Source organism: Nonomuraea indica, assembly GCF_002850745.1.
Lineage (GTDB): Bacteria > Actinomycetota > Actinomycetes > Streptosporangiales > Streptosporangiaceae > Nonomuraea > Nonomuraea indica.
Genome location: NZ_KZ559470.1, coordinates 1 through 26,083, shown reverse-complemented (window position 1 = coordinate 26,083; position 26,083 = coordinate 1). Strand labels below are relative to the sequence as shown.

Below are 26,083 nucleotides of genomic sequence, written 5' to 3'. Positions count from 1 at the left end.
GGCAGCATCGGGACGGAGGAGGCGACGACATGCTCGATCAGGCCATGACTGCCCGCCCCGAGAGCGGCGCCGGGCTCCGGCGGGTCCTCTACTCCGACGGACTGTTGCGCGTCGTGCTCGACGGCCCGGCCGGCCAGCCGGTGGTCCGGCTCGTCGGCGAGGTCGACACCACCAACAGCCGGGCGCTCGTGCGCGCGCTGGCGGACGCACACCGTCGCGAACCCGCCCTGGTGGTCGACGCCGCCCGGGTGTCGTTCATCGACGTCTCGGGCGCGCGGGCACTGCTCGGCTTCGTCCACGAGGCCTCGGTGTCGGTGTGCCGCGTGTCGGCCCCGTTCCGCCGGCTGCTGACGCTGCTCGGCCTCTCCTTGTGACGGCTTGCTCCCAGCCGTAGTCAGCGGGCTCGGCCGTCCCTCGCCGGACGACGCGATCGAGGTCCACAGAGCCGCCCCGGCCGGGCGCCCTCAGCCTTGGCGTCCCACTTGTCCCGAGGTCTCGCATGGGGGTGGCCCAGGAAGGGCGTGCCGCGCCTCGGTGAGCCGGCCGCGCATCGGCCGGCGCAGCCCCTCCCGCCGGCTGGCGCCGCGCAGCCGCCGCTCGGCCCGTTCTGCGAAAGCGTCGATTGCCATGTCGAACGGCATGACGAGGTGCCTCGACACTGCGGCGCGGAGAGCACGCCATAGAAAAACGGCCTCGGACACGTCTTAACAGGGTGAGACCACCGCCCCGAGGAGACTCGTGCATCCGGACCAGCAACGCGACTTCGCCGACTTCGTGGCCGCCCGCTCGGACAGCCTGATCAGGCTCGCGTACGTCCTCACCAACGATCAGCATGCCGCCGAGGACCTCCTGCAGAGCGCGTTGGCCAAGACGGCCGGCCGCTGGCGGAGAATCCGCAGCAACCCGGAGATGTACGTGCGCCGAGTGATGTACCACGAACAAGCGGACCGGTGGCGGAGCCCGTGGTGGGACAGAGAGCGCGTGGTGGACGCGGTGCCCGAGCGAACGACCGGCGACCAGACCGCCGAGGTCGAGACTCGCATCACCCTCGACCAGGCGTTACGTACGCTGCCCGTGCGCAAACGGGCGGTGCTGGTGCTGCGCTACTACGAAGACCTCCCGGAGTCGGAGGTGGCCAAGATCATGGGTTGTTCGGTCGGCACCGTTCGCAGCCAGACACATCAGGCGATCACCCGGTTGCGCGAGCTGGTCGGCGAACCCGTCACCCTGGAGGCCTGACATGACGACCGTCAACGAGCGCACCCTCGCCGAGGAGCTGCGCCGCATGGCCGGCGAGGCTCTTCCGGTGAACGCCTCGGCCTATGCCGCCCGCGCGACCGCCCGGTCCGCGCGCCGCCGCCGTCTGTCGTGGTCCCTCCCCGCCATCGCCACGCTGGCCGTCGGGCTCGGCTTCGTCTTCGCCCTTGACGGGACGCAGACGACCGCGAAGGTCGCCGAGGCGCCGGCCCGCGACCTGCCGCCGAACACTCCCGAGCAGCTCCGGCTGGTGCATGACTGTATGCCCGCCGGCGGCCCGTCCGTCAACGTCAACCCCGACTGGCGCGACCCGGCACATGGCACAGTGCGAGATTTCCGGGTTCTGGCGGAATACCGGGACAAGAACGGCTCCAGTGCCCTGCTGGGCAGTGCCAAGGGCTTCGTCTTGTGCACGCCGACCAAAGAGTCGCCCGAGCCCCCGGTCTTCACCTACTGGGGCAACAAGGCGCCGGGGGACCTGACCGGGTTCCCCGGCAAGCTCAGCGTAGACGTCTATTCGGTGCACTACTGGTACCGCAAGAACCCGCCGCCCCGCGACAACTACGTACGTATTGTCGCCGGCCGAGTCGCTCCCGACGTGCGGCGGGTGACGATCGGATGGTCCCCTGGCGAGCGTACAGACGCCGTCGTGAGCAACGGCTTCTTCATCTCCAGGACGCCGGCCAAGTCCGTCTCCCGCAAGAGCAGGGACAGCAGTGAACCGGAGCGTTTCATCGACACCCCTCCCGTCACCGTGACCGCCTATGACGCAGCAGGCCGGATCGCGGGCCGTCACGAGAACGTTGGGTTCGACTGGCGCGGCCCGGGAAGTCTCGGATGAGCGGGACGATCTGGCCCAGGCGGGTCGCCAGCGTCCAGGTGATCACCTGGCTCGGTGACCGCCGGTATCTCGATTGGCCCAGCTTGGCGTAGTTCGCGACGCGACGGGCGGCGAAGTCCTTGGGCAGGGTCCTTTCGGATCACGGAAGGAGTGGGCGACCGACGACCACCGGATTTCCTTGCACCGCAGCGCGTCGCGCAGCGTCTGGAAAGTGCAGGGCCGACTATGGCCGGCGCAGCTTGAGGGTCCTGATGATCACCGCGTCCGGGGCGGCGGCGACCAGGCCCTGCGGCAGCGCCGGTCCGGAGGCGGCCTCACGGTAGGGATTGGCGATCCGCAACCGATGCTCGGTCGCCCGTGCGGTGCCCAGGACGGGCGTGGGGAGCGGCGGGGGGACGTTCGCGGCGATGCGCCCCGGCTTCGCACTCCGGCCGCGCGTGCTCCCGGGCCCAGCGCCTGATCTCGGCGGACTTGTCCGGCAGCCCCAGCTCTTCCGCGACGCCCACGCCGAGCCTGGCGCACGCCTTCGGTCCCACCTCGATGGGCCAGATCATGACCAGGTAGAACTCGAAGGGCACGCTCGGCACGGCGGAGGGATCGATGTGGCGACCGCGCGCGTGCACACGCATGCCGTAGCGGCCGGGACCGTGCGGGGTCAGGTTGGGGAGCGCCTCCGGCAGGTGGCCCATGAGGCCCCCCAACCGGGTCTCACCCGTGAAACTGATCAGCTCCACGTCCTCCACCTCGTCCCATCCCCCCACTGTGGTGGCAGGGGGCGCGTCGGCGAGTTGCACCGTGACGTCCACGACTCCGGTGTGTATGCCGGTCAGGATCACCGCCGCTCCGGGGGCCGACGCCGTCAGACCGTTGGGGACGCGGGACGGATGGTCGGCGCCCGTCTCCTCGTTCACGAGCATCTGATGATGGCTCACGTGCACGTCGGCTCTGGCGAACGTGGGGGGTCGCGTGCTCATGCCGGCGATCTTGACAGGCGGGCCCGACAGAAAGGGTTCGCTCCGGGATGTCGACGGACTCAAGGGGTGATCTTGCTGAGCAGCGGAGAACCTCCGCCTGCGGATGTCCACCTCTCCACGGAGTGCGCCCGTGGTATCGACAACGGGTTGCTCCAGACGGACCTTGACGATCACATCCGTCAAATAGGTGGCGCGGCTCGCCCCGCCCGCCCAGCCAGTGCCGCGTCAGGTCACGCCCTCTTGACGATCCTGCGGTCTGGGCCGGTGTCCGGCGGGTCGGGTGGTGGGACGCCGCTCAGGGGCTGAACGCGCGGAGGGTGGCCTCCACGAGCGCGTCGGCGTACTCCTGGGTGAGCGGGCCGGATCGGTGCAGCCAGCGCTGGTGGAGCGGGGCGTACAGCACTTCGAGCACCAGATCGAGGTCGGCGTCCGCGGCCAGCTGGCCGGCCTGCTGGCCGCTGCGCAGCCGTGCCTTCTTGGCTTCGTCGACGGGCCGCGCGAGCTTGTCGCGGTAGAGGGCGGCGAGGTCGGGGTCACCGATGATCTCCATGTTGAGTGCCCTGATGGGGGCCTCGAACGCGGGGTCGGCGAACTCGGCGACGGTCGCCCGCATGACGGTCTTGAGGTCGGCCTCGAGGTCGCCGGTGTCGGGCAGCCGCATGCCCTCCTCGCCCTCGCTGAGCGCCAGGAACGAGTCGAAGATCACCGCGCCCTTGGACGGCCACCAGCGGTAGATGGTCTGCTTGCCGACTCCCGCGCGCGCGGCGATGGACTCGATCGACACCTTGGCGTAGCCGAGCTCGGAGATCAGCTCGCGCGCGGCGTCGAGGATGGCGCGCCGGCTTCGCTCGCTGCGCCGGGCGGGGTTCGGCTTTCTGGGGTCGGTCACGTGCGGAAGCATAGCACTCGGCGAGACGAGACGATCCGTCTTGACGACGGGGCGGGCGTCCCCCATACTCATCGTCTAGCGAGGCGGACCGTATCGTCTCACCAGTGGAGGAGCGTGCATGACGACTGCCCGAGTATGGTTCATCACCGGCGCGTCCAGGGGTCTGGGCAGGGCCTTCGCCGAGGCGGCCCTGGCCGCCGGCGACCGCGTCGTGGCGGCGGCGCGCGACCTCACCCCGCTCGACGACCTGGCCGCCGCCCACCCGGACGACCTCGTCCGGCTGACGCTGGACGTCTCCGACCGCGCGGCCGTGCGGACGGTGGTGGACCAGGCGGCGGCGGCGTTCGGGAGGCTCGACGTCGTGGTCAACAACGCCGGCACGATGCTGTTCGGCATGGTGGAGGAGGCCACCGAAGAGCAGATCCGCGCCCAGTTCGACGTCAACTTCTTCGGCGCGGTGTGGGTGGCCCAGGCCGTGGTGCCGCACCTGCGGGCGCAGGGATCCGGCCACATCCTGCAGGTCACCTCGATGGGGACGGGTGGGGGGTTCGCGTCGGTCGGGTTCTACGCGGCGAGCAAGTCCGCCCTCGACTCGTTGAGTCAGGCGCTGGCGATGGAGGTCGCGCCGTTCGGGATCAAGGTGACGATCGTCCAACCCGGCGGCTACGGCACCGACCTGTTCACCCGGGGCACCACGGCGACGCAGCACCACCCGGAGTACGAGCCGCTGCGCGCCAGGCTGGCCGAGATGTGGGGCGAGGACGCCGGTCCCGACCCGAGCACCGCGGCCCCGGTGATCATGGAGCTGGCAGACCTGGCGGAGCCGCCGTTGCGGCTGATCGTCGGCGCCGCCTCCTACGACATGGTGCAGGAGATGGACCGGGCTCGCGCGGAGGAGTACCGCGCCTGGGAGCACCTCAGCCGGAAGGCGCCGGGCTGACCTGCGCAGGTGACATCGTCAGCGTCCAGAAGAGTCCGCGTCGAGGGGAGTCCGTGCTGAGAAGAGTCCGCGTCGAGGGGAGTCCGTGCTGAGAAGAGTCCGCGTCGAGAAGAGTCCGCGTCGAGAAGAGGAGGCCCTCATGCGTGCTGCTGCCCGACTGGCACTCAGTGAGATCACCAAGCGTTACGGCACCCGCGTCGTCCTGGACCGGGTGTCGCTCAGCGTCAAGGCCGGCGAGCGCATCGGGATGATCGGCGACAACGGGGCCGGCAAGTCGACGCTGCTCAGGCTCATGGCGGAGGCCGAACGGCCGGACAACGGTGAGCTCGTCGTCGTCGCGCCCGGTGGCGTCGGCTACCTGCCGCAGTCGCTCGGGCTGCCACCGCACGCGACGGTGGCCGACGCCGTCGACCTGGCGCTGGCCGGCCTGAGAGAGCTGGAGGCCCGGATGCGGGCGGCCGAACGGGCGCTCGCCGTGACGGGCGCGCAGGCCGGTACGGCCGCGGAGGCTCGCGCGGGCCTGGACACCTACGCGGGGCTGGTGGCGGAGTTCGAGGCGCGGGGCGGCTACGAGGCCGACGCCCGGGTGGAGATCGCGCTCCACGGGCTCGGACTGCCGGGGCTCGACCGGAGCCGCCCGCTCGGCACGCTCTCCGGCGGCGAACGCTCCAGGCTCGCCCTGGCCGCCACCCTGGCGTCCGATCCCGAGCTGCTGCTGCTCGACGAGCCGACCAACGACCTGGACGACCGGGCCGTGAACTGGCTCGAACAGCGCCTGCTCGCCCACCGGGGCACCGTCGTGGCGATCACCCACGACCGGGCGTTCCTGGACCGGGTGACCACCGCCATCCTGGAGGTCGCCGACGGCCAGGTGCGCCGCTACGGCGACGGCTACACCGGGTACCTCGCCGCCAAGGCCGCCGAACGCGCCGCGCGGGCGCGGGCGCACGAGGAGTGGAGGACGGAGCTGGACCGGCATGCCACGCTGGTGGCGGCCAACGCCGGCCGGCTGGCCGCGATCCCCCGCAAGACCCCCAAGGCCGGCATGGGAACCGGAAGCTGGCGGGGGCGTTCGCGTACGCACGGGGCCGCCGGGCGCATCCGGCAGTCCCAGCAGCGGCTGCGATGGCTCACCGAGCACCCGGCGCCGCCGCCGCCGGAGCCGTTGCGCTTCACCGCCGCCCTCGCCACCGCGGAAGCCGCCATCGGGACCGAGGTGGCGGCGCTCGACGGAGTGGTGGTGGCGGGGCGGCTCCGCCTTGATCACCTGGCTGTCCGCGCCGGTGAGCGGCTGCTCGTCACCGGCCCCAACGGGGCGGGCAAGACCACGCTGATGCGGATCCTCGCCGGGGAGCTCCAGCCGGACGCGGGGGAGGTGCGGCGGGTGGGCCGGGTCGGGTTCTTCCGGCAGGAGGAGCCGTACGCGGGCGAGATGCGGCGGGTGGGCAGGGTCGGGTTGTTCCGGCAGGGCGAGCCGGACACCGGCCTTGCGCGGCGGACCGCCCCGGCCGCGATGCGTCGGCCGTCCGACCCGGCCGCGATGCGTCGGCCGTCCGACCCGGCCGCGATGCACCGGCCGTCCGACCCGGCGGGTGCGCCAGGGCCGGACGGTCTGGCGGGGGTGCTCCGGTCGGACGGGCCGGTGGGGGTGGCGCGGCCGGGCGGCTCGGCGGGGGCGGCGGAGTGGACCGTGCTGCGGGCCTACGCCCACGGGCGCCCCGGGGGCCTGGACGAGCACGCGGACACGCTGCTCGCCCTGGGCCTGTTCCAGTCGGCGGACCTGAGCCTGCGCCTCCGGGAGCTCTCCTACGGGCAGCGGCGCCGCATCGAGCTGGCCCGGCTGGTGACCGAGCCCGTGGACCTGCTCCTGCTGGACGAGCCGACCAACCACCTGTCGCCGATGCTCGTGGAGCAACTGGAGGAGGCGCTGGCCTGGTATCGGGGCGCGCTGGTGGTCGTGACGCACGATCGGCGCCTGCGGGCGGCGTTCACCGGCTCCCGCCTGGAACTGGACGGGGGTGTCGCGGTGTAGCCGGTCGCCCCGTGCCGGGGGTCAGGCGGGCTGGTCCCAGATGCTCACCGTGTCGGCCTGCTCGCCCAGGGTCCCGTCGAGGGCGGCCACGGCGTTCTCCAGGTCGTCGGTGGCGATGACGACCTTGACGCCGCCGAAGACGGTGTAGGCCAGATCGATGTTGACGTTGGCCTCGGCGAGCTGCCGGGTCAGCTCGCCCAGCGTGCCGGGCCGGTCGTCGATGTCCACCACCAGCACCTGACGCTCGTCGGCGATCCCCATCCCGGCGCCCTGCACCGCCTGCCGGCAGCGCGCCACGGCGTCGTCGTCGAGGAGCAGGTGGACCACGCCCTTGCCGTCACCGGTGAAGGCGGCCAGGCCCTTGATGTTCACACCGGCCTGGCCGGTGGCCTGGCCCAGGCGGGCCAGCTCTCCCGGCTTGTCGTTGAGGATGACTGCCAGATCCGTGGACATCGCCCTTCAATCCTCTCACCAGGGCAGACATAGGACAATGCGCAGGTCGGTCTGCGTTCCGCCCGCCCGGGCGTGCCCTGGCGGAGGAATCAGTGCGCAGGTCGTAAGTCCCTAGTAAAGGGGTGGAACGCCTCTCACTGTCCCGGCCGGGGCGGGGAACCATGGAGACATGGAGGATCGACGCATCGTCGTGGGCGCGGACGGCACGCCGAGCAGCGCGGACGCCCTGCTGTGGGCGGCCGGTGAGGCGCAGCGGGCCGGGGCGCGGCTCGTCGTCCTGCACGCGTGGGACGCGCCCGGAGAGCAGGCGCCGTACGCGCCGCCGGCCTGGCACGACGACGCGCCGTACCGGCACGCCCGTGCCATCGCCGTCCTCGACCAGGCGGTGAAGCTCATCCGCGACGCCCGCCCCGGTCTGCGCGTCGAGCAGCGGCTCGTGGCCGGGCGTCCCGAGGTCGCGCTCGCGCGGGCCGCGCGGCGGGCCGCGCTGCTCGTGCTGGGCTCGGCAGCCCACCACGCCGGCGACGGCCGGCTCGGGGTCGTGGTGCTGTCGTGCCTGCGCTGGCCGCCGTGCCCGGTGACCGTCGTTCCCTCGCGGCCCGTCCTGCCGCCGCCGGTCGGCAGCACGTCCGACGCCCGGCAACTCGAGTACGCGGCCACCGGGGACCTTGAAGCGCCGTGACCGGCCCGTCCGGGCGCTCCAGGACCTTCCGGACGCCCGGCTCCTCCAGGACGTCCGGCCCTTACGGGGCGTCCGGCTCGTCCAGTCCTTCTGAGGCGTCCGGCCCGAGGGCGTCCGGCCCTTGCGGAGCGTCCGGCTCGAAGGTGTCCAGCTCTTGCGGGGCGTCCGGCCGCTTCGGGGTGGTCGGGGCGTCCGGCGTGTGGGGGCGGGCGGTCGTCGTCGCGGTGGCGGGGGTGCTGCTCTCGGCGTGCGCCGGCAGTGGTACGACGGCCCGGCAGGCGGGCGCCCGGCCGTCACCGCCGGTCCACGCACTCGGAGCCCCGGTCGCCGGGACGACGACCCTGCCGACGCCTCCGCAGACGAACCCGCCGACACCCCCGCAGACGGACCCACAGACGGACCCGCGCGGAAGCCTGCCGGCGGAGCCGCCCGCTCAGCCGCCGCCCTCGCTCACCCCGGCCCGCGTCGACGCCGCGGTGGCCCGCCTCGACGGCGTCGTCCGCGACACGCTGGCGAGGACCGGGGTGCCCGGCATGTCCGTCGCCGTCGTGTACCGGGACCGGGTCGCCTATCTCAAGGGGTTCGGCGTGCGCCGGGCCGGCAGCCCCGGCGCGGTCGGCCCGGACACGCTCTTCCAGCTCGCCTCCCTGTCCAAGCCGCTGGCCTCCACCGTGGTCGCCGCCGTCGCCGGACAGCGGGGCGTGGCCTGGGACGACCCGGTGGTCGAGCACGATCCGGGGTTCGCGCTGGCCGACCCGTGGGTGACACGCCATGTGACGCTGGCCGACCTGTTCGCCCACCGCAGCGGCCTGCCGGACCACGCCGGTGACCTGCTGGAGGACCTCGGCTACCGCCGCGGCTACATCCTGCGCCATCTGCGCGACGAGCCGCTGGCCCCCTTCCGCGCCACGTACGCCTACACCAACTTCGGCTTCACCGCCGCGGCCCTCGCGGTGGCCAGGGCGCGCGGCGTGACCTGGGCGGAGCTGTCGGCGCGCACCCTGTACGAGCCGCTCGGCATGACGGCCACCACCTCGCGCTTCGCCGCGTACCGGCGGGCACCCGATCGGGCGGTGACCCATGTCCGGGTGGGCGGCCGATGGGAGGCCGGGCCGGTCCGGGACCCGCAGGCCCAGTCGCCGGCCGGCGGAGCCGCCTCGACCGCCCGCGACCTCGCCGCGTGGATGCGGCTGCAGCTCGGCGGCGGCGTGTTCGACGGCAGGCGCGTCGTCGGGCGGGCGGAGCTGGCGCGGACGCACCTGCCGCACATCGTCTCGTCGCCGCCGAGGGCGCCGTACGGGCGGGCCGGTTTCTACGGGCTCGGCTGGAACGTGGACTACGACGAGCTGGGCCGGCTGCGGCTCGGCCACTCCGGAGCCTTCGAGCTGGGCGCGGCCACGGCGGTGACCCTCCTGCCGTCCGAGGGGCTCGGCATCGTGGCGCTCACCAACGGTCAGCCCGTGGGCGCGCCCGAGACCGTGACGGCGACGTTCCTCGACCTCGCGCAGCACGGCCGGCCCACGGTCGACTGGCCCGCCTTCTTCGGCAAGGTCTTCGCCGGGATGGAGGAACGCGCCCGGGCGGGGACGGACTACGCCCGGCCGCCGGTGGACGCCGCCCCGGCCAGGCGGCCGGCCGCGTACACGGGGACCTACGCCAACGGCTACCACGGCCCGCTCACCGTCACCCGCGAGGGCGGCGGGCTGGTGATGCGGCTGGGCCCGCACGGGGTGCGCCGCTTCCCGCTGCGCCACCACGCCGGCGACACGTTCGCCTTCGAGACGCGGGGCGAGAACGCCTCCGGCCTGTCCGGCGTCCGGTTCGCGGCCGGAACCGGCGGGGCGATCACACGGGTCACCGTGGAGAGCCTCGACCGCACCGGCCTCGGCACCTTCACCCGCCGCTGACCCGCCGTCCGAGCCGGGCCACCGCACCTTGCCCGCCGTGCGACCGCACTCGCTCTCGCACCTTGCCCGCCGTGCGAGCCGTGCGACCGCACTCGCTCTCGCACCTTGCCCGCCATGCGAGCCGTTCGTACGAGCGGCTCGCACGGCGGGGCATTCGGCCCGCGTACGGTCAGCCCCGGTCCGCAGGGAGCCCGCGTGCGGCGGCGCTCACGCAGCCGAGCCCGAGCGCCGTCACCCACAGCACCCCGGCGGCTCCCAGCCCGGCCGCGACCAGCCCGGCGGCGCTCGGGATGAGCACCTGGCCGGTGCGGTTGCCGACGAGCCGCAGCGACATGGCCCGCCCGCGCAACCCCGGCGGCGCGGCCTCGGCCAGCCACGACATGGTGAGCGGCTGCCCCACCCCGAGCCCGAACCCGACCACCAGCAGCAGCGCCGCCAGCACCCACAACGGCCACGGCAGCGGCACGAGCAGCAGTCCCAGCGCCGCCCCCGTCGTGCTGCCCACCAGGAGCCTGCGCCGGCCGACGGCGTGGGACAGCCGGCCGAGGAAGAACCGCGACACCATGGACGCCACCCCGCGCACGACGAGCAGCAGGCCCACGGTGCCCGAGGCCAGCCCCCGTTCGGCGCCCAGCGCCGGCAGGTAGACGATCGTGACGTCCAGCGCCGCCAGCACGACGCAGCTCGTCACCAGGGCCCGGCCGAGACCCGGCAGCCGCAGCAGGGCGCGCAGCCCCACCTCTCCGCCGCCGTCCTGCGCGCTCCTGCGCGGGCTGCTCGGCAGGAACGCCGACAGGGCGAGCAGCATCACGCCCAGCAGGCAGCTCCACCGGAACACGCCCCCGGTGTCGGGGATGGCCTGCCCGCCGCCGAACGCGGCGATCAGGCCCGGCCCCGCGGCCTGCCCCAGGGACGCGGCGAAGGTGTAGCGGCCGAAGGCGGCGTCGTAGCCGCCCCGCGGGGTGGTGTTGGCGACCAGCGCCTGCTGGGCGATGACGCAGCCGAGGTGTCCGGTGCCGAGCAGCACGCCGGCGAGGACCAGCCCCGCCACGCTCTGCCCCGCCACGACGAAGGTGACGCTCGCCGCGGCGAACAGCACGGCGCCGGCCACGGCCATCCGCCGTTCGCCGTAGCGGTCGGCGCCGTGCCCGGCGGGGATGGCCAGCGCGAGCGGCGCGATCGCGAAGGCGGCGCCCAGCACGCCGAGCCAGGCCGTCGGGACGTCCAGCTCGATCGCCCGGTACGACATGACGGGCCGCAGCACGAACGTGAGCGCCTGCGTGCCCACGGCGTGCGCCAGGAGCACGGCGGTGCCGCCCCCGCGCCACCCGCCGCCGGGCGGCGACGCTCGTCCTGCCCGGCTCATCCGTCACCGCGTTCGGCGTCGGCGTCCGGACGGTGCAACGAGTCCAGGAAGGCGCTCAGCCGGGCGGTCTCCCGGTCCGGGCGGACGAGGGCGAAGATGCTGCGGCTGGTGCGGAGCCACGGGACGTCGGCGACGACGATGCCGGGATCGTGCGCCGGCAGGGCCAGCTCGGGGATGAGCGCCGCGCCCATGCCCGCCGCCACCATGGCGAGCGTGGCGTTGAAGTCGTCGGAGTAGCCGACGACGCGCGGGTGCAGCCCCCAGCGTGCGAACAGTCCGTCGAAGAAGGACGCGTCGCTGCTGGCGGGGTGGTGCACCACCCACGGCAGGTCCGCCAGTTGCTCGGCGCGGTAGGGGGCGAGGCCGGGCCACGAGCGGGGCAGGACGACCTTGAACGGGTCCTCGGCGATCCAGCGCTGCTCCACCGACGAAGGCCACGACAGCCCGGCGTCGCCCACGCGGTAGACGATCGCGGCGTCCATCTCGCCGCCGGCGCCGAGGTGCGGGATGAGCTGGGACGGCTCTCCGACCGACAACCGGAAGCACGCCCTGTCGTCGGGAGGCAGCTGCCGCAGGACCGGGGCGATCCGGTGCAGGACGAAGCTGGAGAACGCGCCCAGCCGCAGCTGCCGTCGGGTGTCGCGGTGCGTCTCCCGTACGGCGGCCACCAGCCGGTCGAGGTCGCCCAGGACAGTGGCGGCGTGCCTGGCCATCACCTCGGCCGCGTTGGTGGGCAGGACGCTGTGGGCCGACCGGATGAACAGGCTCACCCCGAGCTCCCGCTCCAGCGCGGTCATCTGCTGCGACACGGCCGAGGGGGTGTAGCCGAGGCGGTTGGCGGCGGCGGCGAACGATCCACGGTTGACCACCTCACGCAGCGTGCGCAGATGCTCGGGTTTCACCATCAGCGTTCCTTATCCTCAGCCGCGCTGAATGTCGTCTTTATGCTCTTTCGGACGCTAATGCGCCGCTCTTACAGTGTGGGGAACTTCTCACCAAGCCCGAGGTTCCATGACAATCCGTATATTTCGCAATGCCGTTATTCACTCCGGAGACGGCGCGAAACCACCCGTGCGAGCGCTCGCCGTCCAAGGGGAGACGGTGCTGGCCATGGGTGACGAGTCCGAGGTCCGGGCGGCGGCGGGACGATCGGCCGACGTGGTGGACCTCGACGGAGCGGCGGTCATCCCCGGCCTGTACGACGCCCACATCCACACGGCGAACTACGCGCGGGGCCTGAGCGAGGTGGACCTTCGCGGTGTCCCGTCGCTCGAGGCGGCGCTGGCCCGGATCTCCGGCCACGCCTCCCGGCTGGAGCCGGGCGCCTGGCTGTCCGGCGGCCGCTGGAACAGCAACACCTGGGACCGCCCGGTGCAGCCCGACCGGCACGCCCTCGACTCCGTCTGCCCCGACCGGCCCGTCGCCCTCGCCAGCGTCGACGGTCACACCACGTGGGCCAACTCCCTGGCCCTGCGTGTGATGGGCATCGACCGCGACACCCCCGACCCGGTCGGCGGCGAGATCGTCAAGGACGCGGACGGCGAACCGACCGGCATCCTGCGCGAATCCGCCGCCTACCCGCTGCGCGACCTCGTGGCCTCCGGAGACCTGACCGACCTGCTCCGGACGGCCCAGGAGGAGTTGCTGGCCCTGGGGCTGACCAGCGTGCACGACATCGACGGCGAGGACTGCCGGGCGGCCTACCTGGACCTGCACCGGGCCGGCGAGCTCAAACTGCGCGTGCACAAGGCGATCCCGCGGGACCACCTGGAGGCGGCCATCGCCGAAGGAAGGCGGACCGGCCAGGGTGACGACTGGTTCCGCACCGGCCCGGTGAAGCTGTTCGGCGACGGAGCGCTGGGCTCGTACACCTGCCACATGAGCGAGCCGTTCGCCGGCGCCCCCGGCAACGCCGGCATCGCCGTGACCCCCTATCCGGACCTGGTCAGGCTCATCGGCACGGCGAGCGCGGCCGGCATCGCGGTGGCCACGCACGCCATCGGCGACCAGGCCAACCACCTCGTGCTCAACGCCTACGAGGCCGCCGGCGGGCGAGCGGGCCTGCGGCACCGGATCGAGCACGCGCAGCATCTCCGGCCGGCCGACATCGCCAGGATGGCCGGACTGGGCGTCGTCGCCTCGATGCAGCCCGTCCACTGCACCAGCGACCTCGACCTCGTCTCCTCCCTGCTCGGCGACCGCGACCTGGCCTCCTACGCCTGGCGCGCCCTGCTGGACGCGGGCGTCGCGCTGGCCTTCGGCTCCGACGCGCCCGTCGAACACCCGAACCCCTTCGCCGCGCTGCACGCCGCCGTGACCCGGACCCGCCCGGACGGCAGGCCGCCCGGAGGCTGGCAGCCGGGGCAGCGCCTCACCTTCGGCGAGGCGTTGCGGGCGCACACCTTCGGCTCGGCCTACGCGGCCGGCGAGGAGCGGCGCAAGGGGGTGCTGGCCGAAGGCATGCTCGCGGACTTCATCGCCCTCGACACCGACCCCTTCGCCGAAGCCCCCGACGCGCTGCTGCGCACGGAAGTCCTGACCACCGTGGTCGGCGGCGAGATCCGCTGGGCACGCAGCTAAGGAGACGACCCGGTCATGAACCTGCGAACCATCACCATCGGCGCCCTGCTGCTGGCGGCGACCGCCTGCGGAGCCCAGCCGCTCGACGACGGGGCCGCCGAGGCCCGTCCCGGCGGCCAGGACCCGGCGGGCGGGCCCACCGTGGCCCTCGACCAGGCGCCCGCCGACGACAAGGCGGCCGCGATCATCAACGCCGTCACCCCGGACCAGGACCTCGCCGCCAAGGTCCCGGCCGACGTGAAGGCGGACGGCCTCAAGGTCACGACCTCCGTGGGCTACCCGCCCATGGAGCTCTTCGCCGGCGACAAGAAGACACCGATCGGCCTGGACCCCGCCCTGGCCCGCGCCATCGCGCGGAAGCTCGGCGTCAAGGTGGTGATCAGCCACGAGGACTTCAACGCCCAGATCCCCGGCGTCATCACCGGCCGGTACGACATGATCATGTCATCGATGTCGGACACCCCGGAACGGCAGGCCAAGGTCACCTTCGTCGACTACGTCCGGGCCGGCGCCGGCATGCTCGTCAAGGCCGGGAACCCGGACGGCGTCCGGGGACCGGGCGACCTGTGCGGCAAGACGGTCTCCGTGGTCGACAACGGGACCTCCCTGGAGCTGGCCGAGACCTACGACGGCGACTGCGAGAAGGCGGGCAGGGCCGGTGTCGACATCCTCAAGTTCCCCGGCGACCAGGAGGCGCTCCTCCAGGTCAAGAACGGGCGCGCGACGGCCAACATCACCGACTACGTCGTGGCGGCGTACAAGGCGGCCGACCCGGCGCTGGGCGTCGAGGCGCTGGCCATCGACGGCACCGAGAGCCCGTGGGGTATCGGCATGAACCCGGAGAACACCGAGCTCGTCGCGTCCGTCAGGGGCGCCCTCGACGCCCTGATCAGGAGCGGTGAGTACGGGGCCATCCTCAAGGCGTGGTCGCTGGAGAAGCTCGCGGTGCAGTCGGCCGTGGTCAACGGCGGGAAGTAGCCGGCGTGCGTACGGAACCCATCATCAGCCCCGAGGGCAGGCCGATCCCGGTCGCGCGCCCGCGGCACTGGGGCCGCCTGCTGGCGGGCACCGGCGCGGTTCTCGTCTTCGGCTGGCTGGTCCTGCTTCTCGTCACCAACCCCAACCTGGACTGGAGCGCCGTCGGCCGCTACCTGTTCGACGGGCAGATCCTGGCGGGGATCCTGGTCACGCTCGAGATCTCGGTGCTGGCCACCGCCATCGGCCTCGTGCTTGGAGTGCTGCTCGCGGTGATGCGGCTGGCGCACAACCCGGTGCTGCGCCGGCTGGCCACGCTCTACATCTGGTTCTTCCGCGGCACGCCCCTGCTCGTCCAGCTCATCTTCTGGTACAACCTGGCGTTCCTCTTCCCGGTGCTGGTCCTGAGAGTGCCGTTCACCTCCGTCGGGGTGAAGTGGGACACCAACGAGGTGATGACCGGATTCACCGCGGCCATGCTCGGCCTCGGGCTGAATCTCGCCGCCTACTTCGCCGAGACGGTGCGGGCCGGGATCCAGGCCGTGGACCGCGGCCAGACGGAGGCGGCGTACGCCCTCGGCATGACCCCGGCCAGGCGGATGCGCGTCATCGTGCTGCCCCAGGCGCTGCGGATCATCATCCCGCCCACCGGCAACGAGTTCATCTCCATGCTGAAGACGACGTCCCTGGTGTACGTGGTGGCCGGCCACGACCTGATGACCAATGCCAGCCAGATCTACAAGTCCAACAACCTGATCATGGAACTCCTCATCGTGGCAAGCCTGTGGTACATGCTCATGACAGCGGTCGCCACCTTCCTGCAGGGCCGGCTGGAACGCCGGTTCGGCTCCGACGCGGTACGGCTGGTCCGCAGGAGCGTGACCGGCCGCATGTTCCTGCCGAAGGTGACCGCGTGAGCGTGGTCGTCGCCGCATCCGGCGTCCGGATGGGCTACGGCGACACCCAGGTGCTCCACGGGGTCGACTTCACCGTGCGGCAGGGCGAGGTGAGCTGCGTCATCGGCCCGTCAGGGTCCGGCAAGTCCACCTTCCTGCGGTGCGTCAACGGGCTCGAACCCGTGCTCGGCGGGAGCCTGCGGGTCCTCGGTGAGGAGGTCGGCTACACGATGGGCGCCGGCAGGTACCACCCGTGGACGCCGAAGCGGTTCGCCGCCTTCCGCAGGAACATCGGGATGGTGTTCCAGCGCTTCAACCTCTTCGCCCACCAGACGGCGCTGGAGAACGTGGCCTGCGCGCCGATCCACGTGGCCGGCCGTACGCCGGCGGCGGCGCGGGAGCTCGCCATGCGCCACCTCGAACAGGTCGGGCTGGCCGCGCACGCGCACAAACGGCCCCACCAGCTCTCCGGCGGCCAGCAGCAGCGGGTGGCCATCGCCAGGGCCCTGGCGATGGAACCGGCGCTCATGCTGTTCGACGAGCCGACCTCGGCACTCGATCCCGAGCTGGTGGACGAGGTGCTGGAGGTGATGAAGGCGCTGGCGCGCGGCGGGATGACCATGATCGTGGTCACGCACGAGATCGGCTTCGCGCGCGAGGTCGGCGACACGCTGACGTTCTTCGCCGACGGTGTCGTCGTGGAGAGCGGGCGGCCGGAGGCCGTCCTCGCCGGCCCCCGGCACGAGCGGACCCGGACGTTCCTGGCGAGCGTCCTGTGAAGGGCGGCTACGTCCCGGAGCGGGTCTCGGCGAGCAGCAGGTCGACCACGTCGGTCATCCGGCCGGCACGGGCCAGGGCGCGCCGCTGCCGCTCGGCCGAGCTGCCCCGGGCGAGTGCCGCGCCGGCCAGGTCCGAGACCAGGTCCCAGTCGCCGGCCGCCTCCAGCCAGGGGCGCAGGGCGTCCACCGTGCTGCGCACCACCTCGGCCGCCGGCCGGGGCTCGCCCGCGTCCGGGTCGACGAGTTCGCCCTCCAGCCCGGAGCGGGCGGCCTGCCAGGTCGCGGCGCGCACCGGTTCGAGCGGCACCTCGTGCTCCCGGTCGCGCAGCACCGCCTCCAGCTCGCGCGTCACCACCGCCCGGAACAGCCCGGCGATGAGCACGATGTCGTCCACCAGCGGGCAGGAGTCGCAGATGCGCAGCTCCACGGTGGGGACGTGCGCCGACGGCCGGACATCGAAGTAGATCATCCCCGGGTCGGTGATCACGCCGGACCTGACGAGCCCCTTCACCATCTGCTCGTAGTCGGCGGCGGTGTCGAACCTGCTCATCGGTCCCGAGGTCGGCCAGCGCCGCCACACCAGCGTGCGGTAGCTGGCGTACCCGGTGTCCTGCTCCATCCAGTACGGCGAGCTGCCGCTCAGCGCCAGCAGCGGGGACAGCCACGGTCCCACCCGGTGCGAGACCAGGACCGCCAGATCGGGATCCTCGATCTCGGCGTGCACCTGCGTCCCGCAGATGAGCTGCTCCCGGGTCAGCACCTGGTAGTCGTCCAGCATCTGCTCGTAGCGGGGGTCGGGGGAGACCTTCATCCGGTCCATGTCGCCGAGCGGCACGCTGCCCGCCGCCGCGATGCCCAGGCCGAGCTCGTCGGCCGCCGCGATCACCGTGCGGCGCAGCCCGGTCAGGTCGCGCGCCAGCTCCTCCAACGTGGCGAACGGCCTGCTGTTGGCCTCCACCGCCGAGCGCAGCAACTCCTGGGTGAAGCGGTCCTCCGGCAGTCTCTTCAACAGGTCGCCGGATCGGGACACCAGGTGCCGGGTGCCGGCGTCGACGATGTGGAACTCCTCCTCCACTCCGACCGCGATGGTGCCCGTGGGATTCGTCATGGGGGCCGCTCCGAGGGTTGTTCTGTTCAAGGGTGAACGACAACTCCCCTGAAAACGGCCCGTCGAACCTGCTACGCGGCCGGGACCGGCACCTTGACGTGGGAAGCGGGCACGTGCAGCCGCTCGTCGAGCCCGGCCGCCGTCAGCAGCCGCTCCACCGCGGGGGAGCGGCGGATCAGGCGGACGGTCCCGCCCTTGTCCTCCATCGCCCGCCGCACGCCCACCAGCACGCGCAACCCGGAGCAGTCGATGAACGACACCCGGCCCAGGTCCAGGTCGAGCGACGAGACGGCCGGATGCTCGACGGCGCTGTCGAGAGCGCTCCGGAACGCGTCGGCGGTGGCGATGTCGATCTCACCCCGCAGGCGCACCACGGCGTGCCCGGATCGGGTCGTGACGGTGACGGACAGCGGCTCCATCGGATCCTCCCAGCCTGGATCGACAGCGCTGCATTTCTCGCGAATGCGGCGATAGCAGGCAGGCCACCACATTTCTCGATCAGCTGTCGCCCTCGGCCGCGTAAAATCTCCGTCTTCGTGCGCCTCGGGGAGCTGGAGCACAAAAGCTCCTCATCACAACATTTACCTCAACAAAAGCCTTGAACGCACCCATATCAGTACTGTCAGGGAGAGGGTCCGGCCATCGTCTTCCAAGGAGATTCGCCATGACCTATCAAGCTCGCCAGCAGCACGTCACCGGCTGGGTCGGCTGGGTCTGGTTCGCGGGCATCATCCTGATCCTGTCGGGCCTGTTCAACGCCATCTCCGGCCTTTACGCCATCTTCCACCGCGACGTCTACATCCAGGCGGCCGGCAGCCTGCTCGTCTTCGACCTCACCGGGTGGGGATGGATCCACCTCCTGCTCGGCCTCGCGCTCATCGCCACCGGCATCGCGGTCAGCGTGGGCCAGACGTGGGCGCGCGCGGTCGCCGTCGTCCTCGTCATGCTGAACGCGCTCACCCAGCTCATCTGGATCTCCGTCAACCCCTGGTGGTCGCTCGCCGTCATCGCGGTGGACGTGCTCGTCCTGTACGCGCTCATCGTGCACGGCCGCGAGGCCAAGGAGTTCAGCGGCTGAACCCTCCCTCGCCCCGCGGGCCGGCAGGCGTCTCCCGCCGGACGCCGGAGGGCCGCGGGGCGGCGGTGTCCCACGCGGCGACCAGTTCGCGGCCCCGTACGCGGACGGACGTGCCAAGCGCGGCGCAGGCGGCGGTGAACCGGTCGCGCACCCGCAGCCAGTCGTCGCCGACGGCCGGCCCGGTACGGGCGTAGTCCAGCTTGAGCGGCAGGGCACGCAGCTCCACCGGTCCGGCCGGTGTCAGTGTGACCAGCCACAGCAGCCCGAGGTCGTTGCGGACGAGCGGGTGCACGGCGTAGTCGTCGATGAAGTCGCCCAGGTCGAACAGCACCCGCCCGGCGACCCCGTGGAACGTGTGCGCCGAATGCCCCGCCACCAGCGTGGCCCCGGTCCCGGCGAGCGTGTCGGCGGCGCGGCGCACGTACGCGAGCGGCTCGGTGACCATGTTGGGCCCCCAGTGCGGGGTGACGAGCACCGCCTCGCCGTGCTCGCGCCGGGCGGCGACCGTCTCGACCACCCAGGGCGGCACGCCCTCGGACAGGTCGGCATGGGCGATGCCGGGCCGCTCCGGCGTGGCGGCGAAGTCGCTCGGATGGTCGCTGAAGGCCACGACGTCCAGCCGCGTCCCGCGCGCGTCCACGCGGACCGGCCGGCGGGCCCGCGCCAGGTCCTCGCCCGCGCCGACGCAGCCGATGCCCGCCCGGGCCAGGTGGGAGAGGGTGTCGAGCAGCGCGTCGGGGCCGTAGTCGAGGGCGTGGTTGTTGGCCAGGGTGACGCAGTCGACGCCGAGCTCGGCCAGCAGGTCGGCGGCCTGTGGCGGCGCCCTGAAGTGGAACGGCTTGCCCGGCGCCCGCCAGGGCGCGCCGCGCGCGGAGACGCAGCACTCCAGGTTCAGCAGGAAGAGATCGGCCTCGGCCAGCATGTCGCGCACCTCGCCGGCGAAGAAGTCGGCCACGCGCGACCGGCCGGCGAGGCGCTCCGCCACGCCGCGGCCGAGCATGGTGTCGCCCGCCAGTGCCAGGGTGACGGCCATCGCGGTCACCTCACCTCCGCGTCCTCCTGGACGCCTACCCCGGCAGCGGCCGTGAACCGCAGGGCAGCCGGATGCCCGGGAAATGATGTTGCCGGGCCGTACCCCTCCGGCTAGGGTGGACGACGTGACTGCCGGGTCGGCCATGGGCCAGAAGCGAGTAGGGCACCCGGCCACGTCGTGACCTCGCGGCGGGCCCGCGGCCCGCCTGCGCCTCCGAGCGGACGCCCGCACACCGCGTCCCCTCCGAGTTTTCCCTTCGATAGTCGGCATTCCCGGCGAACCCGGCACCCTGCTGCCCGGCTCGCCCTCCCCTCCCTTTCCACGCCACGGCCCGTACGCGCCCGTGGCGTGCTTCCCCCTGCCGCGAACGGCTTCGCGGCCCTCCCGAACCGGAGAACACGACACCCCATGCCCGTAGACTTCAACCAGCAGATCATCGAGGAGTTCCGCGCCAACGGCGGCCGCGTCGGCGGCCTTTTCGAGGGAGCCCGGCTGATCCTGCTGACGACCACCGGCGCCCGTTCCGGGACCCGGCACACGACCCCGCTCGGCTACCTCCCCGACGGCGGCGAGCGCATCATCGTCATCGGCTCGGCCGGTGGCTCGCCGAAGCACCCCGACTGGTTCCACAACCTGCTCGCCCACCCCCGTGTCACGGTCGAGAACGGCGTGTTCACCTACGAGGCGGAGGCCACCGTGCTCGACGGCCCCGAACGCGACCGCGTCTTCGCCCGCGCCGTCGAGGCCGACCCCGGGTGGGCCGACTACCAGGCCAGGACGGAGCGCGTCCTGCCGGTCGTGGCGCTGACGGAGGTGCCCGCCGCCGGACCGCCGAACATCAACGCCCCGTCGTTCGGCGCGGCGCTGAAGGCCGTCCACGACGCCTTCCGCCGCGAGCTCGCCCTGGTGCGCAAGGAGATCGCCGACGCCGGGCCGGGAATCGGCGCCCAGCTCCGGATCAACTGCCTGACCGTCTGCCAGGGGCTGCACCACCACCACGTCCACGAGGACATGGGGATGTTCCCGGCCCTCGCCCGCCAGCACCCCTCCCTCGCCCCGACCCTGGAACGGCTCGGGGAGGAGCACCGCAGGGTGGCCGCCCTCCTGGCGGAACTCCAGGCCGTCATCTCCGGCGACGCACCCGACCCCCTCCAGGTCGCGGCCGAGGTCGGACGGCTCAGCGACGAGCTGGAACGGCACCTGGCCTACGAGGAGGAGCAGCTCATCCCGATCCTCGACGGCACCGCCGGCTGACCGGTCCGTCCCCGCCGTGACACCACGCGCCGCGGCGGGACGGGACCGCGTCAGGCCAGGGAGGCGCGTTCCAGTCGCTTGTAGTAGAAGCTGCAGTCCCGCGGCGTGCCCGCCGGATCGGCGGCGTAGCCGGGGACGACGCCGTACCTGGCCCAGCCGGCGGCGGGGTAGAGGCGGTCGGCGGCGCTGCCGGTCTCGGTGTCCAGCAGCAACAGGGTGACGCCGGCCGCGACGGCCGCCCGTTCGGCGGTGCCGAGCAGGGTGCGGCCCAGGCCGTGCCCGCGGGCGCCGGGGTGCACCATCAGCTTGACGATCTCGGCGCGGTGGCTGCCGTTGGGCTTGCGCTCCAGCGCCAGGCCGACGACGCCGGCGATGCCGCCGATGCCGCCGCCGGTGCGGGCGACCCACAGGCGCAGGCTGCCGTCGGCCACGGCCGGCTCCTGGGCGCGCCACCAGGCGGCGGCCTCGTCACGGCCGAAGGGCAGGACGAAGCCGAGCGAGGCGCCGTCGGCGACGACGTCGGTGAGCAGCCCGGCCAATGCCTCCACGGCGTCGTGGAAGTCGCCGGCGGTCAGGCGCGTGATCGTGTGCATGGTCGTTCCTTCGACGGTACGGGCAGGTCAGGGGAGGACGATCAGGAGGGCGTAGCGGACCGGGCCGGGGCCGGGATTGTGGAAGCGGGAGCGGCCCCACAGCCTGAACCGCAGACAGTCCCCCGTCCCGATCCGGTGGGCGGCGCCGCCCGTGGTCACCTCCAGGACGCCGTCGAGCACCCAGATGTGCTGTTCGAGGGCGGGGACCGGCGGCTCGTCGTAGGAGATGTCGGCGCCGGGCCGCAGCACGCCCTCGACCACCTCGCCGCGCAACCCGGGATGGGGGGGTGACACCGAGCGGCGGGTGAATCCCGACGTCACGTCGCGCCACACCGTCTGCCGGTCGGCCGGGACGAGCTGCGGCGGCTCGGCCTCCACCTCGGCCAGCAGCTGCGACATCGTCCGGCCGTAGGCGGAGCAGAGCCTGCCGAGCATGGCGGCGGTCGGGCTGATCTCGGCCCGCTCCAGCCGCGACAGCGTCGAGCGGCTGACCCCGGTGCGGGCGGCCAGCTCCTCCAGCGACCAGCCGTGCTCGGCGCGCAGGTGCGCGAGCCGCTCGGCCAGGCGGGCTTCCACCGGCTCGACCTCAATCTTTCCCATATGCGGGACAATATCCCAATTCTGGGAGAAAGGGCTACCGTCACCCTTCGACGGGGGCGTGAATGTCCCGCGGCTAGGTTCGGCCGTATGGCAACCTCCTCGGACACCGGCCGTCGCGGCTCGCGGCTCGCCCTGGCAGCGGCCGCCGTCACCGTCGTGCTGTGGGCTTCCGCCTTCGTCTCCATCCGCAGCGCCGGCTCGGCGTACTCGCCGGGCGCCCTCGCCCTCGGGCGGCTCCTCGCCGGCGCCCTGGTGCTGGGAGCGATCAGTCTGGTCCGCCGCGAAGGGTGGCCGCCGCGCGCGGCCTGGCCGGGGATCATCTGGTCGGGCGTGCTGTGGTTCGGGCTGTACATGGTGACGCTCAACTGGGCGGAGCGGGAGGTGGACGCGGGGACGGCGGCCATGGTCGTCAACATCGGCCCGATCCTCATCGCGCTGCTCGGCGGCAGGCTCCTGGGGGAGGGGCTGCCGCGGCCGCTGCTCGCCGGCATGGCGGTGTCGTTCGCCGGCGCCGCCGTGGTGGGCCTGTCGACCTCCGGGACCGGTGACGCGTCCGTGCTGGGCGTGCTGCTCTGCGTGCTGGCCGCCGCCGGGTACGCCGCCGGGGTCGTCGCGCAGAAGCCCGCGCTGCGGCACGCCGGCGCCCTGCAGGTGACCACGTGGGGCTGCATCGCCGGGGCCGTCGCCTGCCTGCCGTTCGCCGGCGTCCTGGTGTCGGAGGCGGCGCGGGCGCCGCTCGCCGCGACCGCGAACATGGTCTACCTGGGGGTGTTCCCGACCGCCCTGGCGTTCACCACCTGGGCGTACGCGCTGTCCCGGACGACGGCCGGGCGCATGGGCGCCACCACCTACGTGGTGCCGGCGCTCGTGGTGCCGATGTCCTGGCTGGCGCTGGGAGAGGTGCCGGGCCCGCTCACGCTCGTCGGCGGCGTGCTCTGCCTGGCGGGCGTGGCCGTCTCGCGCCGCCGCCCGCCCGTCACCCGCCCGGCCTGACCGTCGTCGAGCGGCCCACGCCACCACGAGCCCAGCGGCCGAGTACCAGAATCGACGCCCGAGATCTACTTTGTAAAGGCGTCGGCCTGCGCCACCTGCCGACCGGCGCGCCCCTCCTGATCCGCGCCGGTCGGCGACGTCGTGACGAGGCGCCCTCGCCGCCCGGAGCCGGTGAGGGGTCCCCGTCCGCACTCCTTCGAGCGACCTGCAGTACGGGTCAGGACGTCGCGGTCGGAGCGGGGGATGCCGGGGCAGGAGAGGGCGGGGCGGGAGAGGCCGGCCGGCCGGGACCGCCGGGCCGGTGGTCGTGGTGCCGGCGGCCGTGCCACTCGCCCCGGTCCCACCCCGTGACGTCGAACACGGCGACCGCGGTGGCCGCCTCGCCCTGCACCGTCGCCTTGACGAACACCTTCGACCCGGCCTTCACCGAGTCGAGACCCTCGCGGCCGGCGTTGACGCGGGTGTCGCCGTTGAGCGCGTACTCCTTGGTGTGACCGTCCTCGCTCTTGACCGTGATCGAGTCCTGGCCGACCGCGGTCACGTCGCCGTACTGGGTGGCCACGGTCACGTAACCGCCGTTGCCGTCGGGGACGACGTACTGGCCGTGGATGGCGCCGCGTCCCATGCCGTGCCCGGGGCCCCAGCCCCGGCCGTGCCAGGGGCCCCTCTCCGACGGGGCGGCCGAGGGGGGCTCGGCGGGCGGGGCCGAGGCGGTGGGGCTCTGGGAGGGCGTGGGCGAGAGCGCCGCCGCGGCGACCCCGGCACCCGTGGCGATCACCAGGGCGGTCACGCCGGTGAGCACGAGCGCGCGAGGGAGACGGCGGCGGGAAGGCTCCTGGGCCAGCACCTCGGCGGTGCCGTAGTCGTCCGGTCCGGCAGTCATGATCGTCCCTCCGATAGTGGTATAGCGGTATAACAGTGCAGGTAGCGCCGTAAGACCGCTATAAGCACTTTCTGCGGATTTACTGGGCGAATCCGTTCAGGGCGGCGAGCACCTCCTCGCGCATCGTGCCGCTGCCGGTGTGCCCGGAGTCGTCCACCACGACGAGTCGCGCGTCGGGCCAGGCCCGGGCGAGCTGCCAGGCGTTCTCCAGCGGGCCGCCGAGGTCGAAACGGCCGTGGATGAGCACGCCGGGGATGCCGGCGAGCTTGTGGGCGTCGCGGAGCAGCACGCCCTCCTCCAGCCAGGCGGCGTTGGAGAAGTAGTGGCTGCAGATGCGGACCAGGGCGAGGCGCGCGTCGGACGGCCGGTCGCTGTAGGCGCCGGGCGTGCCGTTGGCCTCCAGCGAGATCACCGCGTCCTCCCAGGCCAGCCAGTCGTGGGTGGCCTTCTCGCGCACGGCCGGATCGGGATCGGACACCAGCCGGGCGTACGCGGCCAGCAGGTCCCCGTCGCGGTCGGCCTCGGGCACGCCCTCGCGGAAGCGCTGCCACTGCTCGGGGAAGAACCGGCCGACGCCCCGGTAGAGCCAGTCGATCTCGGAGCGGCGGGTCATGGTCACGCTGACGATCACCATCTCGGACACGCGCTCGGGATGGGTCTCGGCGTAGGCCAGCATGAGGGTGGAGCCCCAGGAACCGCCGTACAGCAGCCACCGGTCGACGCCGAGGTGCTCACGCAGCCGCTCCATGTCCGCGATCAGGTGGTGCGTGGTGTTGTTGCTGAGATCGGTGGCGGGGTCGCTCGCGTGGGGCAGGCTGCGGCCGCAGTTGCGCTGGTCGAACAGGATGATGCGGTAGCGCTCGGGATCGAAGGCGCGCCGCGCGCCCGGGGAGCAGCCCGATCCCGGGCCGCCGTGGACGACGAGGGCGGGCTTGCCCTCGGGGTTGCCGCACACCTCCCAGTAGACGAGGTGGCCGTCGCCGGTGTCGAGATGGCCGTGGTCGTACGGCTCGATCGGGGGAAACATCGTCCCAAAATACAACAGCGCTGTCATATCTTGGGCCGAGGGGAGGCCGCCCCGTGACAGGGCGGCCTCGGTCGGCGACGGGTCAGTCGTCGTCCTCGTTGTACGGGGGATAGGGCGGCGACGGTGCGAACTGCCCGGAGGCCGGAACGTCCTCGGTGGCCTGGGCGGCGGGCGCGGACAGGGCGCCCGAGACGACGAGTGCGGCGGCCACCGTGGCGGTGGCGGCGAGCAGGCGCTTGAGCATCGTGTCACTCCGTGGGTTTGCGGCGCCCAGATGGCCTGGGCGGACGGAGCGTCGGACTGGGTTCCCGGGAAACGCCAATGCGGCGCGTGGAACATCTTCACCGTAGCCGCGGGCACCGGGCCGGGTCGTCCGGGCGGCGGCAAAGCCTTGTCAAGCTCCTGGGAGGTCGGCTGCGCGGCGCGGACCCCGTGGGTCACGTCCACGGACGTGGTGTATGAGTCGATCTCCGCGTGATCCTGTTTCTGCAGGTTAAGCGGTAAGTGTCTGTGGGAGTGGGTTCTGCGTGGGTGTGTCGCCGGGCAGGACACGCAGGCGGGCTTTGGCGAGGGCTTCCAGGCCCATGTAGCGGCGTCCTTCGACCCATTCGTCGGTCTGCTCGGCCAGCACCGCGCCGACGAGGCGGATGATGGCCGGCCGGTCGGGGAAGATGCCGACCACGTCGGTGCGGCGGCGGATCTCCTTGTTCAGCCGTTCCTGCGGATTGTTGGACCAGATCTGCGTCCAGATCTCGCGTGGGAAGGCGGCGAAGGCGATCAGGTCATCGCGGGCGGCGTCCAGGTGCTCTGCCGCGGCCGGGTGCTTGGCCTCGAGCGTTTGGACGACCCAGACGTGCTGAGCTTCGACGGAAGCCGCGTCGGGCTGGTCGAAGATGGTGCGCACCAGGGTGGCCACGAACGGCTGGGCGGACTTCGGGACGAC

At 72.8% G+C, this 26,083-nt stretch carries 28 protein-coding genes; 14 read left to right on the top strand and 14 right to left on the bottom strand.

Annotation, left to right across the window (positions count from 1 at the left end):
- The first annotated feature begins 29 nt into the window (after positions 1-29).
- From CXR44_RS14920 to CXR44_RS14910, 3 genes are all read left to right on the top strand, one after another.
- A complete protein-coding gene (locus CXR44_RS14920; RefSeq protein ID WP_101786652.1) occupies positions 30-374 on the top strand; it encodes an STAS domain-containing protein in 345 nt (114 codons plus the stop codon).
- 364 nt (positions 375-738) lie between these two features.
- Positions 739-1,239 (top strand): SigE family RNA polymerase sigma factor, encoded by a 501-nt coding sequence (locus CXR44_RS14915; protein WP_101786651.1) that lies wholly within the window; start codon positions 739-741, stop codon positions 1,237-1,239.
- A 1-nt stretch (position 1,240) separates the two neighbouring features.
- Positions 1,241-2,098 carry a hypothetical protein gene (locus CXR44_RS14910; protein ID WP_101786650.1) on the top strand — a complete coding sequence of 286 codons (858 nt, stop codon included), beginning with the start codon at positions 1,241-1,243 and terminating at the stop codon, positions 2,096-2,098.
- 314 nt (positions 2,099-2,412) lie between these two features.
- On the opposite strand, the gene CXR44_RS14905 is transcribed toward CXR44_RS14910, so the two are convergent.
- Complete coding sequence (locus tag CXR44_RS14905) at positions 2,413-3,072, bottom strand: hypothetical protein (RefSeq protein ID WP_144069966.1); 660 nt, start codon at positions 3,070-3,072, stop codon at positions 2,413-2,415.
- Between the two features lie 295 nt (positions 3,073-3,367).
- Complete coding sequence (locus tag CXR44_RS14900; RefSeq protein ID WP_245899167.1) at positions 3,368-3,961, bottom strand: TetR/AcrR family transcriptional regulator; 594 nt, start codon at positions 3,959-3,961, stop codon at positions 3,368-3,370.
- Between the two features lie 118 nt (positions 3,962-4,079).
- Between CXR44_RS14900 and CXR44_RS14895 the strand changes: the two genes are divergently transcribed.
- Entirely contained in the window at positions 4,080-4,901 is an 822-nt protein-coding gene (locus CXR44_RS14895) for an SDR family NAD(P)-dependent oxidoreductase (protein ID WP_101786647.1), read from the top strand.
- Between the two features lie 139 nt (positions 4,902-5,040).
- Positions 5,041-6,933: an ABC-F family ATP-binding cassette domain-containing protein gene (locus tag CXR44_RS14890; RefSeq protein ID WP_101786646.1), complete on the top strand. Its 1,893-nt coding sequence runs from the start codon at positions 5,041-5,043 to the stop codon at positions 6,931-6,933.
- A 21-nt stretch (positions 6,934-6,954) separates the two neighbouring features.
- Here CXR44_RS14890 and CXR44_RS14885 read toward each other — a convergent pair whose 3' ends face one another.
- The gene (locus CXR44_RS14885; RefSeq protein WP_101786645.1) at positions 6,955-7,386 is read right to left on the bottom strand and encodes an amino acid-binding protein; all 432 of its coding nucleotides are present in this window, start codon (positions 7,384-7,386) and stop codon (positions 6,955-6,957) included.
- A 169-nt stretch (positions 7,387-7,555) separates the two neighbouring features.
- Between CXR44_RS14885 and CXR44_RS14880 the strand changes: the two genes are divergently transcribed.
- Together CXR44_RS14880 and CXR44_RS14875 are read left to right on the top strand one after the other, a co-directional pair.
- Positions 7,556-8,068 (top strand): universal stress protein, encoded by a 513-nt coding sequence (locus CXR44_RS14880; RefSeq protein ID WP_101786644.1) that lies wholly within the window; start codon positions 7,556-7,558, stop codon positions 8,066-8,068.
- A gap of 143 nt (positions 8,069-8,211) precedes the next feature.
- A complete protein-coding gene (locus CXR44_RS14875) occupies positions 8,212-9,975 on the top strand; it encodes a serine hydrolase (RefSeq protein WP_245899166.1) in 1,764 nt (587 codons plus the stop codon).
- Positions 9,976-10,144: 169 nt separating this feature from the next.
- Here the strand turns inward: CXR44_RS14875 and CXR44_RS14870 are convergent, their stop codons facing one another.
- The gene (locus CXR44_RS14870; RefSeq protein WP_101786643.1) at positions 10,145-11,341 is read right to left on the bottom strand and encodes an MFS transporter; all 1,197 of its coding nucleotides are present in this window, start codon (positions 11,339-11,341) and stop codon (positions 10,145-10,147) included.
- The gene (locus CXR44_RS14865; protein WP_101786642.1) at positions 11,338-12,246 is read right to left on the bottom strand and encodes a LysR family transcriptional regulator; all 909 of its coding nucleotides are present in this window, start codon (positions 12,244-12,246) and stop codon (positions 11,338-11,340) included. The genes CXR44_RS14870 and CXR44_RS14865 overlap by 4 nt, the downstream gene beginning before the upstream one ends.
- 205 nt (positions 12,247-12,451) lie before the next feature.
- Between CXR44_RS14865 and CXR44_RS14860 the strand changes: the two genes are divergently transcribed.
- From CXR44_RS14860 to CXR44_RS14845, 4 genes are read left to right on the top strand one after another with little or no spacing between them, the layout of a single operon-like run.
- Positions 12,452-13,921 (top strand): amidohydrolase, encoded by a 1,470-nt coding sequence (locus CXR44_RS14860; protein ID WP_245899165.1) that lies wholly within the window; start codon positions 12,452-12,454, stop codon positions 13,919-13,921.
- Positions 13,922-13,936: 15 nt separating this feature from the next.
- On the top strand, positions 13,937-14,899 hold the full coding sequence (locus tag CXR44_RS14855; RefSeq protein ID WP_101786640.1) for an ABC transporter substrate-binding protein: 963 nt from the start codon (positions 13,937-13,939) through the stop codon (positions 14,897-14,899).
- A gap of 5 nt (positions 14,900-14,904) precedes the next feature.
- Entirely contained in the window at positions 14,905-15,813 is a 909-nt protein-coding gene (locus tag CXR44_RS14850) for an amino acid ABC transporter permease (protein ID WP_101786639.1), read from the top strand.
- A 29-nt stretch (positions 15,814-15,842) separates the two neighbouring features.
- Positions 15,843-16,571: an amino acid ABC transporter ATP-binding protein gene (locus CXR44_RS14845; protein ID WP_101786951.1), complete on the top strand. Its 729-nt coding sequence runs from the start codon at positions 15,843-15,845 to the stop codon at positions 16,569-16,571.
- A 7-nt stretch (positions 16,572-16,578) separates the two neighbouring features.
- Here CXR44_RS14845 and CXR44_RS14840 read toward each other — a convergent pair whose 3' ends face one another.
- Positions 16,579-17,679: a carboxylate-amine ligase gene (locus CXR44_RS14840; protein ID WP_101786638.1), complete on the bottom strand. Its 1,101-nt coding sequence runs from the start codon at positions 17,677-17,679 to the stop codon at positions 16,579-16,581.
- Positions 17,680-17,750: 71 nt separating this feature from the next.
- A complete protein-coding gene (locus CXR44_RS14835) occupies positions 17,751-18,098 on the bottom strand; it encodes an STAS domain-containing protein (RefSeq protein ID WP_180903428.1) in 348 nt (115 codons plus the stop codon).
- Between the two features lie 245 nt (positions 18,099-18,343).
- Between CXR44_RS14835 and CXR44_RS14830 the strand changes: the two genes are divergently transcribed.
- Positions 18,344-18,757 (top strand): DUF7144 family membrane protein, encoded by a 414-nt coding sequence (locus tag CXR44_RS14830; RefSeq protein WP_101786636.1) that lies wholly within the window; start codon positions 18,344-18,346, stop codon positions 18,755-18,757.
- On the opposite strand, the gene CXR44_RS14825 is transcribed toward CXR44_RS14830, so the two are convergent.
- Positions 18,747-19,790 carry a CapA family protein gene (locus tag CXR44_RS14825; protein WP_101786950.1) on the bottom strand — a complete coding sequence of 348 codons (1,044 nt, stop codon included), beginning with the start codon at positions 19,788-19,790 and terminating at the stop codon, positions 18,747-18,749. The two genes, CXR44_RS14830 and CXR44_RS14825, sit on opposite strands and share 11 nt — an antisense overlap.
- 408 nt (positions 19,791-20,198) lie before the next feature.
- Here CXR44_RS14825 and CXR44_RS14820 point away from each other — a divergent pair, with 408 nt between their 5' ends.
- Complete coding sequence (locus CXR44_RS14820; RefSeq protein ID WP_101786635.1) at positions 20,199-21,044, top strand: nitroreductase/quinone reductase family protein; 846 nt, start codon at positions 20,199-20,201, stop codon at positions 21,042-21,044.
- Positions 21,045-21,094: 50 nt separating this feature from the next.
- Here CXR44_RS14820 and CXR44_RS14815 read toward each other — a convergent pair whose 3' ends face one another.
- Positions 21,095-21,637, bottom strand: coding sequence for a GNAT family N-acetyltransferase (locus tag CXR44_RS14815; protein ID WP_101786634.1), 543 nt, complete (start codon positions 21,635-21,637; stop codon positions 21,095-21,097).
- Positions 21,638-21,664: 27 nt separating this feature from the next.
- Positions 21,665-22,237 carry a helix-turn-helix domain-containing protein gene (locus CXR44_RS14810; protein ID WP_101786633.1) on the bottom strand — a complete coding sequence of 191 codons (573 nt, stop codon included), beginning with the start codon at positions 22,235-22,237 and terminating at the stop codon, positions 21,665-21,667.
- An 87-nt stretch (positions 22,238-22,324) separates the two neighbouring features.
- On the opposite strand from CXR44_RS14810, the gene CXR44_RS14805 reads away from it, so the two are divergent.
- The gene (locus CXR44_RS14805; RefSeq protein WP_101786632.1) at positions 22,325-23,230 is read left to right on the top strand and encodes a DMT family transporter; all 906 of its coding nucleotides are present in this window, start codon (positions 22,325-22,327) and stop codon (positions 23,228-23,230) included.
- A gap of 217 nt (positions 23,231-23,447) precedes the next feature.
- Here CXR44_RS14805 and CXR44_RS14800 read toward each other — a convergent pair whose 3' ends face one another.
- The 4 genes from CXR44_RS14800 to CXR44_RS14790 form a co-directional block, all read right to left on the bottom strand.
- Positions 23,448-24,113: a hypothetical protein gene (locus tag CXR44_RS14800; protein WP_101786631.1), complete on the bottom strand. Its 666-nt coding sequence runs from the start codon at positions 24,111-24,113 to the stop codon at positions 23,448-23,450.
- A 79-nt stretch (positions 24,114-24,192) separates the two neighbouring features.
- Positions 24,193-25,140, bottom strand: a complete 948-nt coding sequence (gene pip / locus CXR44_RS14795) for a prolyl aminopeptidase (RefSeq protein ID WP_101786630.1) — start codon at positions 25,138-25,140, stop codon at positions 24,193-24,195.
- A gap of 82 nt (positions 25,141-25,222) precedes the next feature.
- Positions 25,223-25,384, bottom strand: coding sequence for a hypothetical protein (locus CXR44_RS39435; protein ID WP_180903426.1), 162 nt, complete (start codon positions 25,382-25,384; stop codon positions 25,223-25,225).
- 249 nt (positions 25,385-25,633) lie between these two features.
- Positions 25,634-26,083 (bottom strand): transposase (locus CXR44_RS14790; RefSeq protein ID WP_180903424.1); only part of this gene is annotated, 450 nt, incomplete at its 5' end.